The sequence below is a fragment of the Micromonospora acroterricola genome, assembly GCF_003172955.1.
In the GTDB taxonomy this organism is placed as follows: Bacteria; Actinomycetota; Actinomycetes; order Mycobacteriales; family Micromonosporaceae; genus Micromonospora; species Micromonospora acroterricola.
The window spans coordinates 1-13,910 of sequence record NZ_QGKR01000298.1; the positions used below are offsets into that span (position 1 = coordinate 1).

Sequence of the window (13,910 nt, forward strand, 5' to 3'; positions counted from 1 at the left end):
GGGGTCGCCAGATGGCCCGGGCCGACACCTGCACCGCCCCGTCCCCCGGCGAGCCCCGGCCCGCGGTGTCGGTCGGCTCCGTCACGCCCACCCCAGCGTCCGTGGTGTCGACGCCGGGAAGGACACGGCCACGGGTCACCAGGTCGGCGGCGAAGTCGGCCAGCTCGGCGAGGTGACGCAGGGTCGCCCCGGGCACCGCCGGAAGGTCGTCCAGGCCGCGGAGCAGCGGCAGCGCGTCGTCCGGGGCGTACACCAGCACGGGGACCCGCCACCCGGCCAGGGTGAGGCGACCGCGGGCCGGGGGCGCGACGTCGGTCCGGATCAGCTCGGGTGAGTCGGTCGGCGCGCCCGCCCGGGTGGGCAGGGTGAGCAGCGCGGTGTCCGGACGGGCCGGCTCGGCGGCCTCGGCGAGGGCGGTGGCCAGCGCCGCGTGCCCGGCGGCGAAGGGATGCGGGCGCTCCCGGGGCGCCCGGCCGGGGCGCGGCGAGGTGGCGGCCGGGACGGCGCTGTCCTCGGCCCAGACGGCGAGGCCGGCGGTTCCGCCGTCGCCGGGCAGCCACAGCCCGTGGATGACCAGCACGTACTCCCCCTTGTCGCCGCCCGCGCCCAGGATAGGCGGCCCCGATGGGCTAGCGTCGGCGCCATGGTCGACCTGCTGGTCATCGGCGGGCTCGGGGTGGACGTGCGGGTCCGGGTGCCCGCGCTGCCACTACCGGACGCCGATTCGCACACCGTCGAGCCGATCGAGCTGCGGATCGGCAACACCGGCGCCGGGGTGGCGCTGGCCGGGCGCGCACTCGGCCTGCGGGTACGGGTGGTCGACACCCTCGGCGCGGACCCGGCCGGCGACCTGGTCCGGGCGGCGCTGACCCGGGCCGGGGTGCCCGCGGTGCTGGCCGAGGATCGCGCCGGGACCCGGCGGTCGGTGAACCTGGTGGACCCGGGCGGGCGACGCACGTCGCTGTACGACCCGCGTCCCTGGCAGGGCCACGATCCGCCGTTTCCGCCGACGGAGCTGGCCGCGCTGGTCCGGGACGCCCGGCACGTACACCTCTCGATCATGGACTGGACGGTGCCGCTGCTGCCCGCGGTGCGGGCCGCTCTCCCGGCGGGCGTTGCGCTCTCCACCGACCTGCACGACTGGGACGGCGCGAACCCCTACCACCGGCCGTTCGCCGAGGTCGCCGACCTGGTCCTGGTCAGCGGAGTGCGGCTCGCCCACCAGGCCGCGCCGCTCGCGGGCGCGCTGGCGCCCCGCACGGTGGTCGTGACCCGGGGCGCGGAGGGCGCCGCGCTGTACCCGGGCGACGGCACGGCGGTGCCGGTGCCGCCCGCCACGCCACCCGGGCCGGTGGTGGACAGCAACGGGGCGGGCGACGCGTTCGCGGCCGGGCTGATCGCCGGTCGGCTGCGCGGCCGGCCGCTGGCGGAGTCGGCCCGGTACGCGGCCCGGGTGGCCGCCGCCGCCTGCACCCACGACGGCATGGAGTACCCGCCGGGCCTGCTGCCCACCGAGTGACGCGGACCGCCCCACGCGCCGCGCGTCCCGCTGCGCCGCTATCCGCTGCGGGGCGCTGGCGCGGCGGGCAGGATGGGCGCATGGCCTCAACCGTGCACATCCCTCTCGTCGGCGGCGCGGCGGACGGACAGACCGTCACCGTCGAGCTGGACAGCAACGGCCGTCCACCCTTGACCCACCACCACCTCGGGTCCGGTGGGCTGGCCGAGGCGCAGATCTACGAGCTGGAGTCCGCGGGCGAGCAGGCCCGTGAGTGGCGCTACCGGTGGACCGGCCCGGCGGTGTGACCGCTGGTTCAGACCCGGGCGAGGGTCTGGTTGCGCAGGCTGTCGAGCACGCCGCGGGTGACCTCGGAGGTGCCCCTGGCCAGCTCGCAGACCTCGGCCACCCGTCTGGCGGTGGCCTCGGCGCGCTGCTCCCGCTCATCCCAGAGCCGGTCGACCTCGGCCAGCAGCGGCCCCTCGACCTCCCGCTCCACGCCGCGCAGCGCCGGCACGCCGAGCCGCTGGGCCAGGTCGAAGACCTTGCCGGCGTACGGCAGCGGCAGGAACGGTGTGCCGACCATCGCCGCGAAGATCAGGAAGTGCAGGCGCATGCCGACGGCCAGGTCGAAGTGGCGCATCAAGCCGAGCACCTGCTCCGGTGAGTAGGTGCCGTGCAGGATGCGCCCCCGGTCGGCGGCGACCATGTGCGACAACACCCCGTGGGCGTGCCGGATGTCGTCGCGTTCCATCGGCACGAACAGCACGTACGCGTCGATCCGGTGCACCAGGAAGTCGCCGATCTGGGCCAGCAGCCGGTGGTAGCCGTCCACGTCGAGGCGTTCGGCGGCCCGCCCGGGCTCCCGCACGCTGATCCCGACCAGCCGGTTGCCGGCCGGCACGCCCTCCTCGGCCAGCAGGTGGGGTGGAAAGTCCGCCGGCTGCAACAGGAACGCCGGGTCGGCGGTGACCGTGATGGGGTTGAGCAGACCGGCCTCCTCCAGCATCATCCGGGACTCCTGGTCACGAACGGTCACCTGGGCAGCGCTGGCGAGCGTTTCCCGGACCATGCCGGTGTCCACGGCATCGCTGAGCGGGCCGACCCCCACCGCGTACGTGATCAGGGGCAGGCCGCGCTCCTGGGCGACCCGGACCACCCGCAGGTAGCGGCGTGCCTCCCGGTCGTAGAGGATCCCGCCGCCGCCCAGGATGAGCAGGTCGAGCTGGGCGAGGACCAGGGCGGAGTCGGTACGGCTGACGCCCTCCCAGGGCACCGCCTCCACGTGGGGGTGGGCGGCCCGGGTGTGCTCCGGGTTGCGGGAGAAGACGATGATCCGGGCGTTCGGCTCCTGTGTGCGCAGATCGGCGAGCAGGCCGGTGAGGATCGCCTCGTCGCCGAGGTTCCGGCCCCCGTACGAGCCGAGCACACCGATGGTCAGTCCGGCGCCGTGCGTCATCCGTCGCTCCTCCCCAGGTGCGGTCCGGGCCGGGTTCCCGCTGGGTGGGTGAACAGTCCTGCCGGGAGGACGCCTGACCGGACCTGGCGCCGGCTCAGTCCGCCGGGTCGAGCCGCTTGACCATCTGCTGGGCGGCGACCTCGAAGCCCAGGCTCCGGTAGAGCCCGATCGCCACGGTGTTCGTGCCGAAGACGTTCAGCCCCAGCTCGGGCACCCCCAGCTGGGCCAGTTCCGCCTCCATGAGCTGAATCATGCGACGTGCGTGCCCGCGTCCCCGGTGCGCCGGATGCACCTCGATGTTGTGGATCCAGGCCCGAGAGCCCTTGTCGGTGGCGCCGGGCGTCCCGGGCAGGGTCACCCAGATCCAGCCGACCTCGGTGTCGTCGACCCGGGCCACCCGCAGCAGCGCTCCCTCGGTGGCGGCGCCCGCCGGTAGCAGCTCCCGCAGCTGGCTCGCCGACCGCTCCCGGGCCGCCTGCGGGGTCAGCCCCCGGTGCGTGGCCAGGTCCTCGGCGTACACCTCTTCCAGCGACTCCCGCAGCGGGGTCAGCTCCTGCTCGCTCATCGGCGTCAACGTCAACTCCACCGGGTCTGCCTCCTTCATCGTCGGTTTCAGCGTGTAGTGCAGCAGGGCCGGCCGGGACGCGCCACCGGAATCGTCGCGGCCGCGGCGACGGGACGGCCCCCGCCCGCAAATTGGGTTGTCCGCCGCTGTGAGCGGGGCGCACGGTGGGTGGATGGCGGAGCGGACCACGACCCGGATCGGCTGGACGGGCCTGCCGGAGCGGGTCCGGGCCTCGGTGGAGGGCATCCTCGGTGATCGGGTGGTGCAAGCGGTGTCCCAGCCGGGCGGATATTCGCCGGGCACCGCGGATCGGGTACGCACCGCGGCCGGGCGGCGGGCGTTCGTCAAGGCGGTCAGCCCCGCACAGAACCCGGACAGCCCCGCCATGCACCGCGCCGAGGCGCGGATCGCCGCCGCACTGCCGGCCTCGGCACCGACGCCCCGCCTGCTCGGCTCCCACGACGACGGCGAGTGGGTGGCGCTGGTCTTTTCCGAGGTGGACGGTCGGCACCCGACCACGCCGTGGCGCGCCGACGAACTGTCCGGCGTGCTGAGAGCCCTCGAGAGGATGGCCGACGCCCTCACCCCGAGCCCGGTGACGCACGTGCCGACCGCGGCCGAACGGTTGGCCTGGGACTTCGCCGGCTGGCACCGGATCGCCGCCGACCCGCCGGAGCGGCTGGACCCGTGGGCCCGCGCGCACCTGGACCAGCTGTGCGCCGCCGCCGACCAGGGCATCGCCGCGCTGACCGGTGACACGCTCTGCCACGTGGACGTGCGGGCCGACAACCTGCTGCTCGACGCCACCGGCACGATCACCGTGGTCGACTGGCCGTGGGCCTGCCGGGGCCCGGCCTGGCTGGACACCGCGCTGCTGCTGGTCAACGTCCGGCTGCACGGTGGGCACGACACCGAGGCGCTGCTACGCCGGCTGCCGCTCACCGCCGATGTCGACCCGGCCGCGCTCACCGGGATGTACGTCGGCATGGCCGGCTTCTTCGCCGACAGCGCCCGGCGTCCACCGCCGCTCGGCATCCCCACCGTCCGCGCCTTCCAGCAGGCCCAGGCCGACGCACTGCTCCCCTGGCTGGCCCAGCGCCTCCCCTGACCAATTCGTCCGAGTGGTGTCCCGCCCGAGCTGGCCGCCTACGGTGCCGCTGGCGTCGACTCCAGCCGCTGCGCCAGCTGCGTCAGATCGTCGAGGCGCAGATCGCCGTCGAGCCCCTTCAGCGCTGCGATCATCGCGCCGGCCGCGCGCCCAGCCTGCAGCCCCACCTCGGCGTCCTCGACGACGAGACACCGCGCCGGGGACACGTCGAGCAGCGCGGCGGCCCGCAGGTAGCCCTGCGGATCCGGCTTGCCCGCGCTGACGTCCTCCACCGTGACCAGCACCGGCGCAACGATGCCGGCGGCGCCGAGCCGGGCCTCGGCCAGCCGGGCGTCGGCGCTGGTGACCACCGCCCAGGGCAACCCCAACCGGGCCAGTGTCGCCAGCAGTTCGTGGGCGCCCGGGGTGGCCGTCACGTCGGACAGGTCGTCGTACTGCAACGCCAACTGCCGCGCCGCCGCCACGGCGACGGTGGCAGCGTCGAGCGTGGGCAGCAGTCGGCGAATGGTCTGATCGGCGGGTCTGCCGTGCGCGATCGCCAGCGCCGCCTCCGGCGCTACGGCGTACTCGGCCGCCCACCGCCCCCAGGCGCGCTCGACGGCGGCGTCGGAGTCCACCAGGGTGCCATCCATGTCGAACAGCACCGCGTCGATCTCTGCCAGCTCCACGATCACGCCCCCCGAATTCGCTTCGTCACGAGAATAGATCCGGCCGCCGGTCAGGTGCCGACCTCGGGTGACCGATGGCGGGAAACGGACCCTGGGCTGGGAGCGAGGGGTCCGATGGCCGCCAGACTCGGGACCGAACCGGCGACATGATCGTTTGCATGATGACGACGACGACACTTGACGGCAAGGTCGCCCTGGTGACCGGGGGTTCCCGGGGCATCGGGGCCGGTATCGCGCTGCGCCTGGCACAGGACGGTGCCGACGTGGCGCTGACCTACCGGCAGAACGCGGAGCAGGCCGCGACCGTGGCGAAACAGATCGAGGCGCTGGGCCGGCGGGCGCTGGTCCTCCAGGCCGACGGCGCCGACCCCGCCGCCGTACGCGACGCGGTCGACCGGACGGCCACCGAGCTGGGTCGGCTGGACATCCTGGTGAACAACGCCGCGGTGTTCCTGGTCGGCGCCGTCAACGACCTCGGCACGGCGGAGCTGGAGCAGACGATCGCGGTGAACGTCCGGGCGCCGTACGTCGCCGCGCAGGCGGCACTGCGTCACTTGGGCGACGGCGGGCGGATCATCAGCATCGGCAGCAACGTCGGTGAACGGGCCGTCTTCCCCGGGCTGGCGCTCTACTCGATGAGCAAGACCGCCCTGGTCGGGCTGACCCGGGGCCTGGCCCGCGAGCTGGGCCCCCGGGGCATCACCGTCAACCTGGTCAACCCGGGGCCCACGGACACCGACGCCAACCCGGCGGACGGGCCGAACGCGGCGGCGATCGCCGGCTTCACCGCCGTCGGCCGCTACGCTCGCCCCGCCGACATCGCCGCCACCGTCGCGCACCTGGCCAGCCGCGAGGCCGGCTACGTGACCGGCGCGGTGGTCAACGTGGACGGCGGCTTCACCAGCTGAGGACACCGGGCGAGTCGGATCACAGCCGGCGCGCCCGGCCTCAACCATTTCCCGCCCGGGAGGCGTCTGTCCTGATGAGGGGGGTGGGCATGACCGAGACGTTCCACGAGTTCGTGGTGCACCGTTCGCCGGCCCTGTCCCGGACCGCCTACCTGCTCACCGGCGACCACCAGCTCGCCGAGGATCTGGTGCAGACCGCCCTGGCCCGCACCTACCGGCACTGGCGACGGATCCGCGACGGGGACGCGGAGGCGTACGTGCGCCGCGTCATGTACCACCAGCAGGTCTCCTGGTGGCGGCGCCGTCGCCTCGCCGAACGACTCGAAGCCGAACCCACCGAACAGGCCGGCGCCGACCACAGCGACACCACCGCACTACGGCTGACCCTCACCGCCGCGCTACGCCACCTCACACCCCGCCAACGCGCCGTCATCGTGCTGCGCTACTACGAGGACCGCACCGAAGCCCAGGTCGCCGAGATGCTCGGCTGCTCCATCGGCACCGTCAAACGCCACGCCCACGACGCCATACGGCGGCTCCGAACCGTCGCGCCCGAACTGGTCGACACCGCCGCGGAGAGGAGCACCCGATGACCGCCCGACTCCGCGAGGCACTGCGCTGGACCGCCGAGGACGTACCCACCTACCCCGTCTACGACCGCGCGCTCGCCACCGCCCGCCGCGACCGTCGGCGCCGGCTGACCGCCGCCGCCGGGGCGCTGACGCTGCTCGCGCTGGCCGGCGTCGTGGTGCCGCTGACCCGTACCCCTGCCCTCGACCCGGCCGCCGCCGCCGACGCCGCGCTGCCCGACCACATCGCCCTGCCACCGATCGGCACGCTGCACGTCACCGACCGTCCCCGCCTCGGTCCCGCGTCGATCGTCTTCAGCGGTTCGGCACCGCGCCTGCACGGATTGAACGACACGAACGTCATCGGCGTGGTCGCCGCCAACTCCGACCGCTACCGGATCATGCGGACAGGCAGGGAGGCCCCGGCGGGCGAGTCGGTCCACCTCTCGCCCGACGGCCGGTACCTGGCCCGTCCCGACGGAGACCAGGACGATCCCGACGTCGACGTCGTCGACCTGGTCACCGGCCGGACCCGGCAGCTGACGTCCACCGTCGACGGCAGCGTGGGGAGCACACCGGTCGGCTGGTCCGCCGACGGCCGGTCGCTGGTGGTCCGCGACGACGTGCCGGTCGCGTTCGACGGGGCCACCTACACCTCCGTGCTGAGCGTGGTGGCCCTCGACGGGGAGCGATGGACCAGGCTGGCCGCCGGCGCCCAGGAGGCGCGCGTCGGATCGACCGTCGCCGCCGACCCCGGTCGGCTCGCCTACCAGTACGGCCGCACGGTCGCCGTGACGGACCTCGATGGCCGGGAGCTCTCCTCGTTCGCGCTGCCCGACGACACCTGGCTGGCAGGCAAGGGCGCGTGGCGTCCCGACGGCGTGACGCTGACACTGGCCGCCCGCCGGTCGCACACCACCGAGTGGACCCTGCGCCAGGTCGACCCCGCCAGCGGCCGGGACGTCGGGCCACTGCGCCTGCCCGCCGTGTCCGGGGTCGTTGCCATCCGGCTGCTCGGGTGGGCGCCGGACGGGTCGGCGCTGGTGGCGGCCTACCAGCCGGACCCCCTCGCCCCCGACCGGCCACTGGAGGAGCAAACGGACCCGCCCACGACCGACCGGCGCGTGCGCAGCGTGCGGGTGCTGGCCCTGACGCCCGGCGCCACCGCGCCGCGAACCGTGTTGACCGCACCGGACCAGGTGCTCGCCGTCGACATCGCCGACCAGGTGATCCAGGGCGGACGTACCCGCGACGCGCAGCCGCCCGGCGGGGTGGGCGGCCGGTTCTGGCTCTGGACCGGTCTCATCACCGTGCTGGTGGTAGCCGGGACCGTGCTGTCCGTGAGCCGTCAGCGGATCGCGCTTTGGCTCGACGACCGGCGGTTCAGGCGGACACGCCGACCCGGTGGGTGAGGGACGGCAGCACCGTTCAGGTCACCCGTCCCCCTCCAGGACCGGCCGCACCGCGTCGACGAACGAGACGCGGCGGTTCGTCCGTACCTCGATCGCGGCGAGCCAACGCTCCCGGTGCCGGTCGCGCAGCGGCACCGTCGCAGCGCCCGCCTCGCCGCCGAGCCGGCGCTGATCGGCGTACTCCGCGGTGAGGCTGGCCAGCACCGACCGGGCCGCCGACGCGACGTCCGCCGGGCCCTCCAGCAACACCAGGTTGTACGCCTCGTCCACGCCGCGCATGGCGGCGTAGGTCTCGTCGTAGCCGGGTGCCGGCTCGTCTCCGCCGGCCTCCACCCACCGCCGGTCCAACCGCCGGTACGCCTGGTCGCAGGCGCTCAGGAACCCGACGTACGCGTCCCGCCGCAGCTCGTCCCGGCGCGTGGCCCGCCGCTCGGCCTTCTCCTGACGGGCAACGGTGAGCTGGTGGGCCAGTTGCCGGCGGGTGCTGAGTGCGCCGACCAGCCCGGTCAGGGCCGCGGCGGCCAACGTGGACAGAGCGGTGATCAGCGCGACGGCGACGGTGTCCTGCACCCGCCCATCATGGCGTCATCAGGTGCACCGGCCCTCACCGGAGTTGCCGACCTGGCTCGATGCCTGTCCCGGAAGGGAGGCGTGTTCATCGCAGCCACCCGACGAACCGCCGGTGCAGCCGGTCGGCGGGGATCACGGTCAGATCCGCGCTCGCCCGAGCGAGCTGCGCGCCCAGATAGAGGGCCAGGGTCAGTGGCGCCTCCGCGAACTCGGCGCGAAGTTTCCGCCTTTCCGTGGGACAGGGCCAGGGCAGGGCGCAGCCGTCGCAGCTCCAGATTGGCAGGACCGGCCCGTGGCTGGTCCCCGCCGCCTGCTCGTCGCCCATGCTCACTCCTCGTCCGGCCAGTGCTGGCGGCTGATCGGAATCCGGTGCCGAGTCCGGCAGGGAAGGTCCGCTCCACAGCGGCAGATCCGTCGCCATCTCCGCCAGGACCAGACCGGGTGGTGCCGCCGGGCGAGGGTGAGTGCGGTGACGATGAGGTACTCGTCGAATCGCACCCGCCGCATCGATTCCCTCATTCGCCGATCAGTCACCCACCGTCATTCCAGCCATCACTCTGCGGCGGTATTCTCGGCTGGTCTACGGGTTGCGGTTGCCAACGGCGGGCCGGCAACGCGCAACGGCGAGAGGACGAGTCGGTGCCATCCTTCGGTGCGCGGATGCGAGCGTTGCGGGAAGCCCATGGGCTCTCCCTGGCCGCCCTCGCCGAGCGACTACCCGCCGACAAGGGCCACCTGTCGCGGTTGGAGAACGGCCACCGCAAGCCCACCGACGATCTCGCGCGGCGCATCGACAACGTCCTCGGCGCGCGGGGTGAGCTCATCGCCAATGCTCATCTGGACGTCGCCGCCGCGCAGGATGCGCGGCCGTGGGAGACCGCCGATCTGCTGCGCCGGGTCCGCCTCAGCGACGCCACTCCAGCCACCCTCGAATCGCTCCAGGCCACCATCACTGATCTGTGCTGTCAGTACGGTTGGCGCGACGCCCGTCAGCTTCGGGCCGAGGGACAGGGCTGGCTTCGCGAGACCGTCCGCCTGCTCCGGCAACCGGTCGGCCTTCGTGAGCACCGGGAACTGCTGGTCTGCGCGGGCTGGCTGGCGCTGCTCATCGGCTGCGTCGAGTACGACCTCGGAATGCGTGCGAGCGCGGAGGCGACCCGGACGGCGGCCCGGCAGCTCGGCGAAGAGGCCGGGCACAACGGGATCGTCGGGTGGGCGTGGGAAATGGCCGCGTGGTTCGCCCTCACCCAGTCGCGTTGTTCGGCGGCGCTCGACGCCGCCCGTGCCGGCCAGGAGGCGGCCGGCTCGTCGTCCGTCACGGTGCAGCTCATCGCCCAGGAAGCCAAATCCCTCGGCCGGCTCGGCGACCTCGCGGGCGTCCGGAGAGCACTCGACCGCGGTCGGCATCTGCTGGATCATCTGCCAGCACCGGACAGGCCCGACGATCATTTCCAGGTCGACCCCGCGAAGTGGTCGTTCTACGCGATGGACGCCTACCGGCTTGCCGAGGACGATGTTCGGGCCGAGCGGTACGCCGCTGAAGTGATCGAGGCCGGGACCGCACCGGACGGCGTCGAACGGTCGCCGATGCGGGTGGCAGAGGCACAGCTGACGCTGGCAGCCACCGCAGCGCGGGCCGGCGACCTGGAACATGCCGTGCACACCGGTCTGACAGCCTTCGGAGCCGACCGCCGCTCGCTCCCGTCCCTGCTGCTCATCGCCGGCGAGGTGGACGCCGAACTGCACCGCCGGTACCCACGCGAGCCGGCCACGGCAGAGTTCGAAAGCGCCCTGCACGTCCTGCGACAGACAGTGATCGGCAGCGGCTCGCCGGTTCGGTAGGCCACGGATGGCCCACAGCGTGCCCGTGCTGCCGCCTGGCGCGTGGGGCATGTGTGCTTGAGCGGCCGAACCAGCGGCTTGCCCGGACCGCCTACAGTGCCAGCATGTCGCCTCGGGTGGAGCGCCTGCTCGCCTGGCCCTTCGCCGTGACCGCGTTCGTTCTACGGGTCTGCTCCGAGCTCTGGTTCAAGCCGGTGACCTGGCGGATCGATCCGAGCGGCGTGGTCAGCGGGGCGGGTCCTCGCCGGTGAGCCCGTCCACCGACTCCCGGATCAGGTCGGCGTGGCCGACGTGGCGGGCGTACTCCTCGATCAGGTCGACCAGGATGCGGCGCAGGCTCGGCACCTGACCGTCCGGCCAGTCACCCCGGGCCAACTGCTCCGGCCCGGCGTCGGCCAGCAGCTCCGCGACGGTGGCGCGGGAGCGGGCCACCGCCTCCCGCCAGAGCGTGTAGAGCTGTTCGGGGGTGTCCTGGGCGGCCGAACGCCAGTCCCAGCCCGGATTCGCGTCCCAGTCGTTCGTGTCCCACGGTGGCCCCGGTGAGCGCCCGGCCAGCTTCAGCGAGAAGTAGAGGTCCTCGACCAGGGCCAGGTGCTTGAGCAGCCCGCCCAGGGTGATCGACGACCGGCCGAGCGTCGCCCGCAGGCCGGCGGCGTCGAGACCGCCGGTCTTCCACGCGAGGGTGGCGCGCTGGCGGTCCAGGGAGCCGAGCAGCGTGGCGGTCTCGTCGCCCGCGATCGGCGGTTCGGGGTGACCGTGCTCGTCCGCGGTGGTCATGGAGACGGACGCTACCGCTCGACGCGGCGGGGCGCTGCCCATGCCGGTCACCGGCAGGCTGCCAGGATTGGTGCTGATGCGAGAAGGGGTGGGCGCGGCAGGTTTCGAACCTGCGACCCCCCGCTTGTAAGGCGGGTGCTCTCCCACTGAGCTACGCGCCCGGAACGCCCGTGCGGCGGGCCGGAGGCTGGCAAGCTTACCCTGCTCGCCGCCGGCCCGGGCGCACGGCTCACCCCGGTGGGGTGGTGGTCAGGCGGCGGCGTCGGCGATGGCCTTGCGCCAGCTCTGCTGGTCGCGGGCCTCGCCCGGACCGTTCAGCTCGGCGAAGCGGACCACGCCGTTGCGGTCGATGACGAACGTGCCGCGGTTGGCGAAGCCGGCCGCGTCGTTGAAGACCCCGTACGCCTGGGCCACGGCGCCGTGCGGCCAGAAGTCGGCCAGCATGGGGAACTGGTAGCCCTCCCGGTCGGCCCAGACCTTGTGGCTGTAGACCGAGTCGACGCTGACCGTCAGCACCTGGACGGCGTCGTTCACGTACTCGTCGAGGTTGTCCCGCATCTCATTCAGCTCGCCCTGGCAGGTGCCGGTGAAGGCGAGGGGGTAGAACACCAGCAGCACGGTGCGCCTGCCGCGGAAGTCCGAGAGCCGGACCTCCTGGTTGTTCTGGTCCTTCAGCACGAAGTCCGGCGCCTCGGCGCCCACGTCGATGGGCATGGGAACTCCTCGGTCGGATCGGGGGGAGGTGGGCACGAGCCTGCCAACCCGGCGGTGCGGACCGCCGGGCGCGCGAGGGGGAACGGGCCGGGCTACTTCTTGGCCTTGGCCCCTCGGCGCAGCACCAGACGGGCGCCGCTCCAGTCCCGGCCGGCGTTGACGGTCGAGGTCTGCTGAAGGCCGGCGGTGGGCGCGGACTCCGCGACCTCACTCGGCTCGACGTGCCCGTCACGCCCCGCCTTCGGGGTGAGGAGCCACACGACCCCGTTGTCGGCCAGCGGGCCGAGGGCGTCGACGAGAAGCTCGAAGAGGTCACCGTCGCCGTCGCGGTACCAGACCAGCACCGCGTCGACCACCTCGTCGGTGTCCTCGTCGACCAGATCTCCACAGCGGTCGGTCAGGGCGTCCCGGAGATCCTGGTCGACGTCGTCGTCGTACCCCATCTCCATGACGACCATCCCCGGTTCGATCCCGAACCGGTCCGCCAGGCTGCGTACCCCGTCGGCGGCCTGACCAGCGGTCGCGCTCACTGTCGCGTGCCTCCTCATCTCGTCCCTGCTCGCGGCGCCGGAACCGACGCCGTCAGGCAAAGTCCACACAGTTGTGCGTCCCCGCGCAAGTGGCGCACCGGGTGGAACGGAATTTACCGTGCCAGCAGCGTACGGGCACCGTCGGTAATGGCTTCCGGGGAGACCAGAACCTGACGTGCTGCCGGACCTAATGGTACAAACGAGTCAACTCCGGCTACTCGTCGCGCTGCCCCGACATATCCGGCGTCGACCAGTGCGGCGATCACGCCCTCACCGACACCGCCGGAACGGCGTGTCTCGTCCACCACCAGCACCCGGCCGGTCGCCGAGGACTCCCGGATGATGTCGGCCACCGGCAGGGGGGCCAGCCAGCGCAGGTCCACCACGCGGGTGCCCACCCCCTCCTCGGCGAGGACGGCCGCGGCCCGCAGCGACATCCGCACGCCATTACCGAAGGTGATGATGGTCAGGTCGTCGGCCGAGCCGACCCGGTAGACCCGGGCCCGGCCGATCGGCACGTGCCCGGCCACCCAGGAGCCGGGCTCCGGATAGCCGGCCAGCCACTCCCCGTCGCCCTCGGCGTACAGGTCGCGGGTGTGGTAGAGCGCGATCGGCTCCAGGAACACGCAGACGCTGCCGTCCACCGCCGCGCTGGCCAGGCAGGTCCGCAGCATGGGCGCGGCGTCGTCCGGCCGCGCCGGCACGGCGACCACCAGACCGGGCACGTCCCGGAGTACGGCCACCGAGTTGTCGTTGTGGAAGTGCCCGCCGAATCCCTCCTGGTACGCCAGCCCCGCCACCCGCACCACCATCGGGTTGCGGAACGCGCCCCGCGAGAAGAACTGCATCGTGGCCGCCTCGCCCCGCAGCTGGTCCTCGGCGTTGTGCAGGTACGCCAGGTACTGGATCTCCGGCACCGGCAGCATCCCGGCCAGCCCCGCGCCCAGCCCCAACCCGAGCACCGAGGTCTCGTCGAGCAGGGTGTCGAAGACGCGGGCCGCCCCGAACCGGTCGCGCAGCCCCTTCGTCACCCCGTACACGCCGCCCTTGGCGGCCACGTCCTCGCCGAAGACCGCCATCTGCGGGTGGTCGAGCAGCCCGTCGGCGAGCGCCGCGTTGATGCTCTGCGCCAGGGTGAGCGGGCCGGCGAGCTCCGGCGGCTTGCCCCCGAACGCCTCCGCCCGGGCGCCCGCGCCCGCGCCGCTCGCCCGGGCCGCCACGGCCCGGCTGCTCGTCGACGCCGGTGTGGCGACGACGAGCAGCCCGGCGGAACTCGCGGCCGACCTGGAC

18 protein-coding genes, 1 tRNA gene and 1 pseudogene are annotated in these 13,910 nt (G+C 73.5%); 8 read left to right on the plus strand and 12 right to left on the minus strand.

The features are described 5' to 3' along the window. A pseudogene (locus tag DKT68_RS25820) lies at positions 1 to 580 on the minus strand (ATP-dependent helicase); the annotation flags it as partial. A 63-nt stretch (positions 581 to 643) separates the two neighbouring features. On the opposite strand from DKT68_RS25820, the gene DKT68_RS25825 reads away from it, so the two are divergent. Together DKT68_RS25825 and DKT68_RS25830 are read left to right on the plus strand one after the other, a co-directional pair. Continuing rightward, positions 644 to 1,519: a carbohydrate kinase family protein gene (locus DKT68_RS25825; protein WP_109819980.1), complete on the plus strand. Its 876-nt coding sequence runs from the start codon at positions 644 to 646 to the stop codon at positions 1,517 to 1,519. Between the two features lie 80 nt (positions 1,520 to 1,599). Next, entirely contained in the window at positions 1,600 to 1,806 is a 207-nt protein-coding gene (locus DKT68_RS25830; protein ID WP_109819981.1) for a hypothetical protein, read from the plus strand. Positions 1,807 to 1,814: 8 nt separating this feature from the next. On the opposite strand, the gene DKT68_RS25835 is transcribed toward DKT68_RS25830, so the two are convergent. Both DKT68_RS25835 and DKT68_RS25840 read right to left on the minus strand, forming a co-directional pair. Beyond that, the gene (locus tag DKT68_RS25835) at positions 1,815 to 2,957 is read right to left on the minus strand and encodes a polysaccharide pyruvyl transferase family protein (protein WP_109819982.1); all 1,143 of its coding nucleotides are present in this window, start codon (positions 2,955 to 2,957) and stop codon (positions 1,815 to 1,817) included. 94 nt (positions 2,958 to 3,051) lie between these two features. After that, positions 3,052 to 3,561: a GNAT family N-acetyltransferase gene (locus tag DKT68_RS25840; RefSeq protein ID WP_161556697.1), complete on the minus strand. Its 510-nt coding sequence runs from the start codon at positions 3,559 to 3,561 to the stop codon at positions 3,052 to 3,054. A gap of 133 nt (positions 3,562 to 3,694) precedes the next feature. On the opposite strand from DKT68_RS25840, the gene DKT68_RS25845 reads away from it, so the two are divergent. Beyond that, the gene (locus DKT68_RS25845; RefSeq protein ID WP_109819984.1) at positions 3,695 to 4,630 is read left to right on the plus strand and encodes a phosphotransferase family protein; all 936 of its coding nucleotides are present in this window, start codon (positions 3,695 to 3,697) and stop codon (positions 4,628 to 4,630) included. A 38-nt stretch (positions 4,631 to 4,668) separates the two neighbouring features. Here the strand turns inward: DKT68_RS25845 and DKT68_RS25850 are convergent, their stop codons facing one another. Then, the gene (locus DKT68_RS25850; protein WP_109819994.1) at positions 4,669 to 5,298 is read right to left on the minus strand and encodes an HAD-IA family hydrolase; all 630 of its coding nucleotides are present in this window, start codon (positions 5,296 to 5,298) and stop codon (positions 4,669 to 4,671) included. A gap of 161 nt (positions 5,299 to 5,459) precedes the next feature. Between DKT68_RS25850 and DKT68_RS25855 the strand changes: the two genes are divergently transcribed. The 3 genes from DKT68_RS25855 to DKT68_RS25865 all read left to right on the plus strand — a co-directional run bounded on the left by DKT68_RS25855 (position 5,460) and on the right by DKT68_RS25865 (position 8,187). Further along, on the plus strand, positions 5,460 to 6,206 hold the full coding sequence (locus DKT68_RS25855) for an SDR family NAD(P)-dependent oxidoreductase (protein ID WP_236647072.1): 747 nt from the start codon (positions 5,460 to 5,462) through the stop codon (positions 6,204 to 6,206). Positions 6,207 to 6,295: 89 nt separating this feature from the next. Further along, positions 6,296 to 6,799 carry a SigE family RNA polymerase sigma factor gene (locus tag DKT68_RS25860; RefSeq protein ID WP_109819986.1) on the plus strand — a complete coding sequence of 168 codons (504 nt, stop codon included), beginning with the start codon at positions 6,296 to 6,298 and terminating at the stop codon, positions 6,797 to 6,799. Continuing rightward, the gene (locus tag DKT68_RS25865; RefSeq protein ID WP_109819987.1) at positions 6,796 to 8,187 is read left to right on the plus strand and encodes a hypothetical protein; all 1,392 of its coding nucleotides are present in this window, start codon (positions 6,796 to 6,798) and stop codon (positions 8,185 to 8,187) included. The genes DKT68_RS25860 and DKT68_RS25865 overlap by 4 nt, the downstream gene beginning before the upstream one ends. A gap of 21 nt (positions 8,188 to 8,208) precedes the next feature. Here DKT68_RS25865 and DKT68_RS25870 read toward each other — a convergent pair whose 3' ends face one another. The 3 genes from DKT68_RS25870 to DKT68_RS25880 all read right to left on the minus strand — a co-directional run bounded on the left by DKT68_RS25870 (position 8,209) and on the right by DKT68_RS25880 (position 9,264). Next, positions 8,209 to 8,757, minus strand: a complete 549-nt coding sequence (locus DKT68_RS25870) for a hypothetical protein (protein WP_109819988.1) — start codon at positions 8,755 to 8,757, stop codon at positions 8,209 to 8,211. Positions 8,758 to 8,842: 85 nt separating this feature from the next. Further along, on the minus strand, positions 8,843 to 9,082 hold the full coding sequence (locus DKT68_RS25875; protein WP_109819989.1) for a hypothetical protein: 240 nt from the start codon (positions 9,080 to 9,082) through the stop codon (positions 8,843 to 8,845). 2 nt (positions 9,083 to 9,084) lie between these two features. Further along, positions 9,085 to 9,264 carry a hypothetical protein gene (locus DKT68_RS25880; protein ID WP_109819990.1) on the minus strand — a complete coding sequence of 60 codons (180 nt, stop codon included), beginning with the start codon at positions 9,262 to 9,264 and terminating at the stop codon, positions 9,085 to 9,087. A gap of 153 nt (positions 9,265 to 9,417) precedes the next feature. On the opposite strand from DKT68_RS25880, the gene DKT68_RS25885 reads away from it, so the two are divergent. Beyond that, positions 9,418 to 10,599: a helix-turn-helix domain-containing protein gene (locus DKT68_RS25885; protein WP_201749189.1), complete on the plus strand. Its 1,182-nt coding sequence runs from the start codon at positions 9,418 to 9,420 to the stop codon at positions 10,597 to 10,599. 104 nt (positions 10,600 to 10,703) lie between these two features. After that, positions 10,704 to 10,850 carry a hypothetical protein gene (locus DKT68_RS31240; protein WP_161556698.1) on the plus strand — a complete coding sequence of 49 codons (147 nt, stop codon included), beginning with the start codon at positions 10,704 to 10,706 and terminating at the stop codon, positions 10,848 to 10,850. Here DKT68_RS31240 and DKT68_RS25890 read toward each other — a convergent pair. The 5 genes from DKT68_RS25890 to DKT68_RS25910 form a co-directional block, all read right to left on the minus strand. Further along, positions 10,825 to 11,376 (minus strand): DinB family protein, encoded by a 552-nt coding sequence (locus tag DKT68_RS25890; protein WP_109819992.1) that lies wholly within the window; start codon positions 11,374 to 11,376, stop codon positions 10,825 to 10,827. The genes DKT68_RS31240 and DKT68_RS25890 overlap by 26 nt on opposite strands. Before the next feature lie 89 nt (positions 11,377 to 11,465). Further along, positions 11,466 to 11,537 (minus strand) — tRNA-Val (locus DKT68_RS25895). Positions 11,538 to 11,625: 88 nt separating this feature from the next. Then, positions 11,626 to 12,090, minus strand: a complete 465-nt coding sequence (locus DKT68_RS25900; protein ID WP_109819993.1) for a peroxiredoxin — start codon at positions 12,088 to 12,090, stop codon at positions 11,626 to 11,628. Between the two features lie 92 nt (positions 12,091 to 12,182). Continuing rightward, the gene (locus tag DKT68_RS25905; RefSeq protein WP_007463483.1) at positions 12,183 to 12,620 is read right to left on the minus strand and encodes a DUF3052 domain-containing protein; all 438 of its coding nucleotides are present in this window, start codon (positions 12,618 to 12,620) and stop codon (positions 12,183 to 12,185) included. Between the two features lie 113 nt (positions 12,621 to 12,733). Continuing rightward, positions 12,734 to 13,910 (minus strand): alpha-ketoacid dehydrogenase subunit beta (locus DKT68_RS25910; protein ID WP_330848950.1); only part of this gene is annotated, 1,177 nt, incomplete at its 5' end.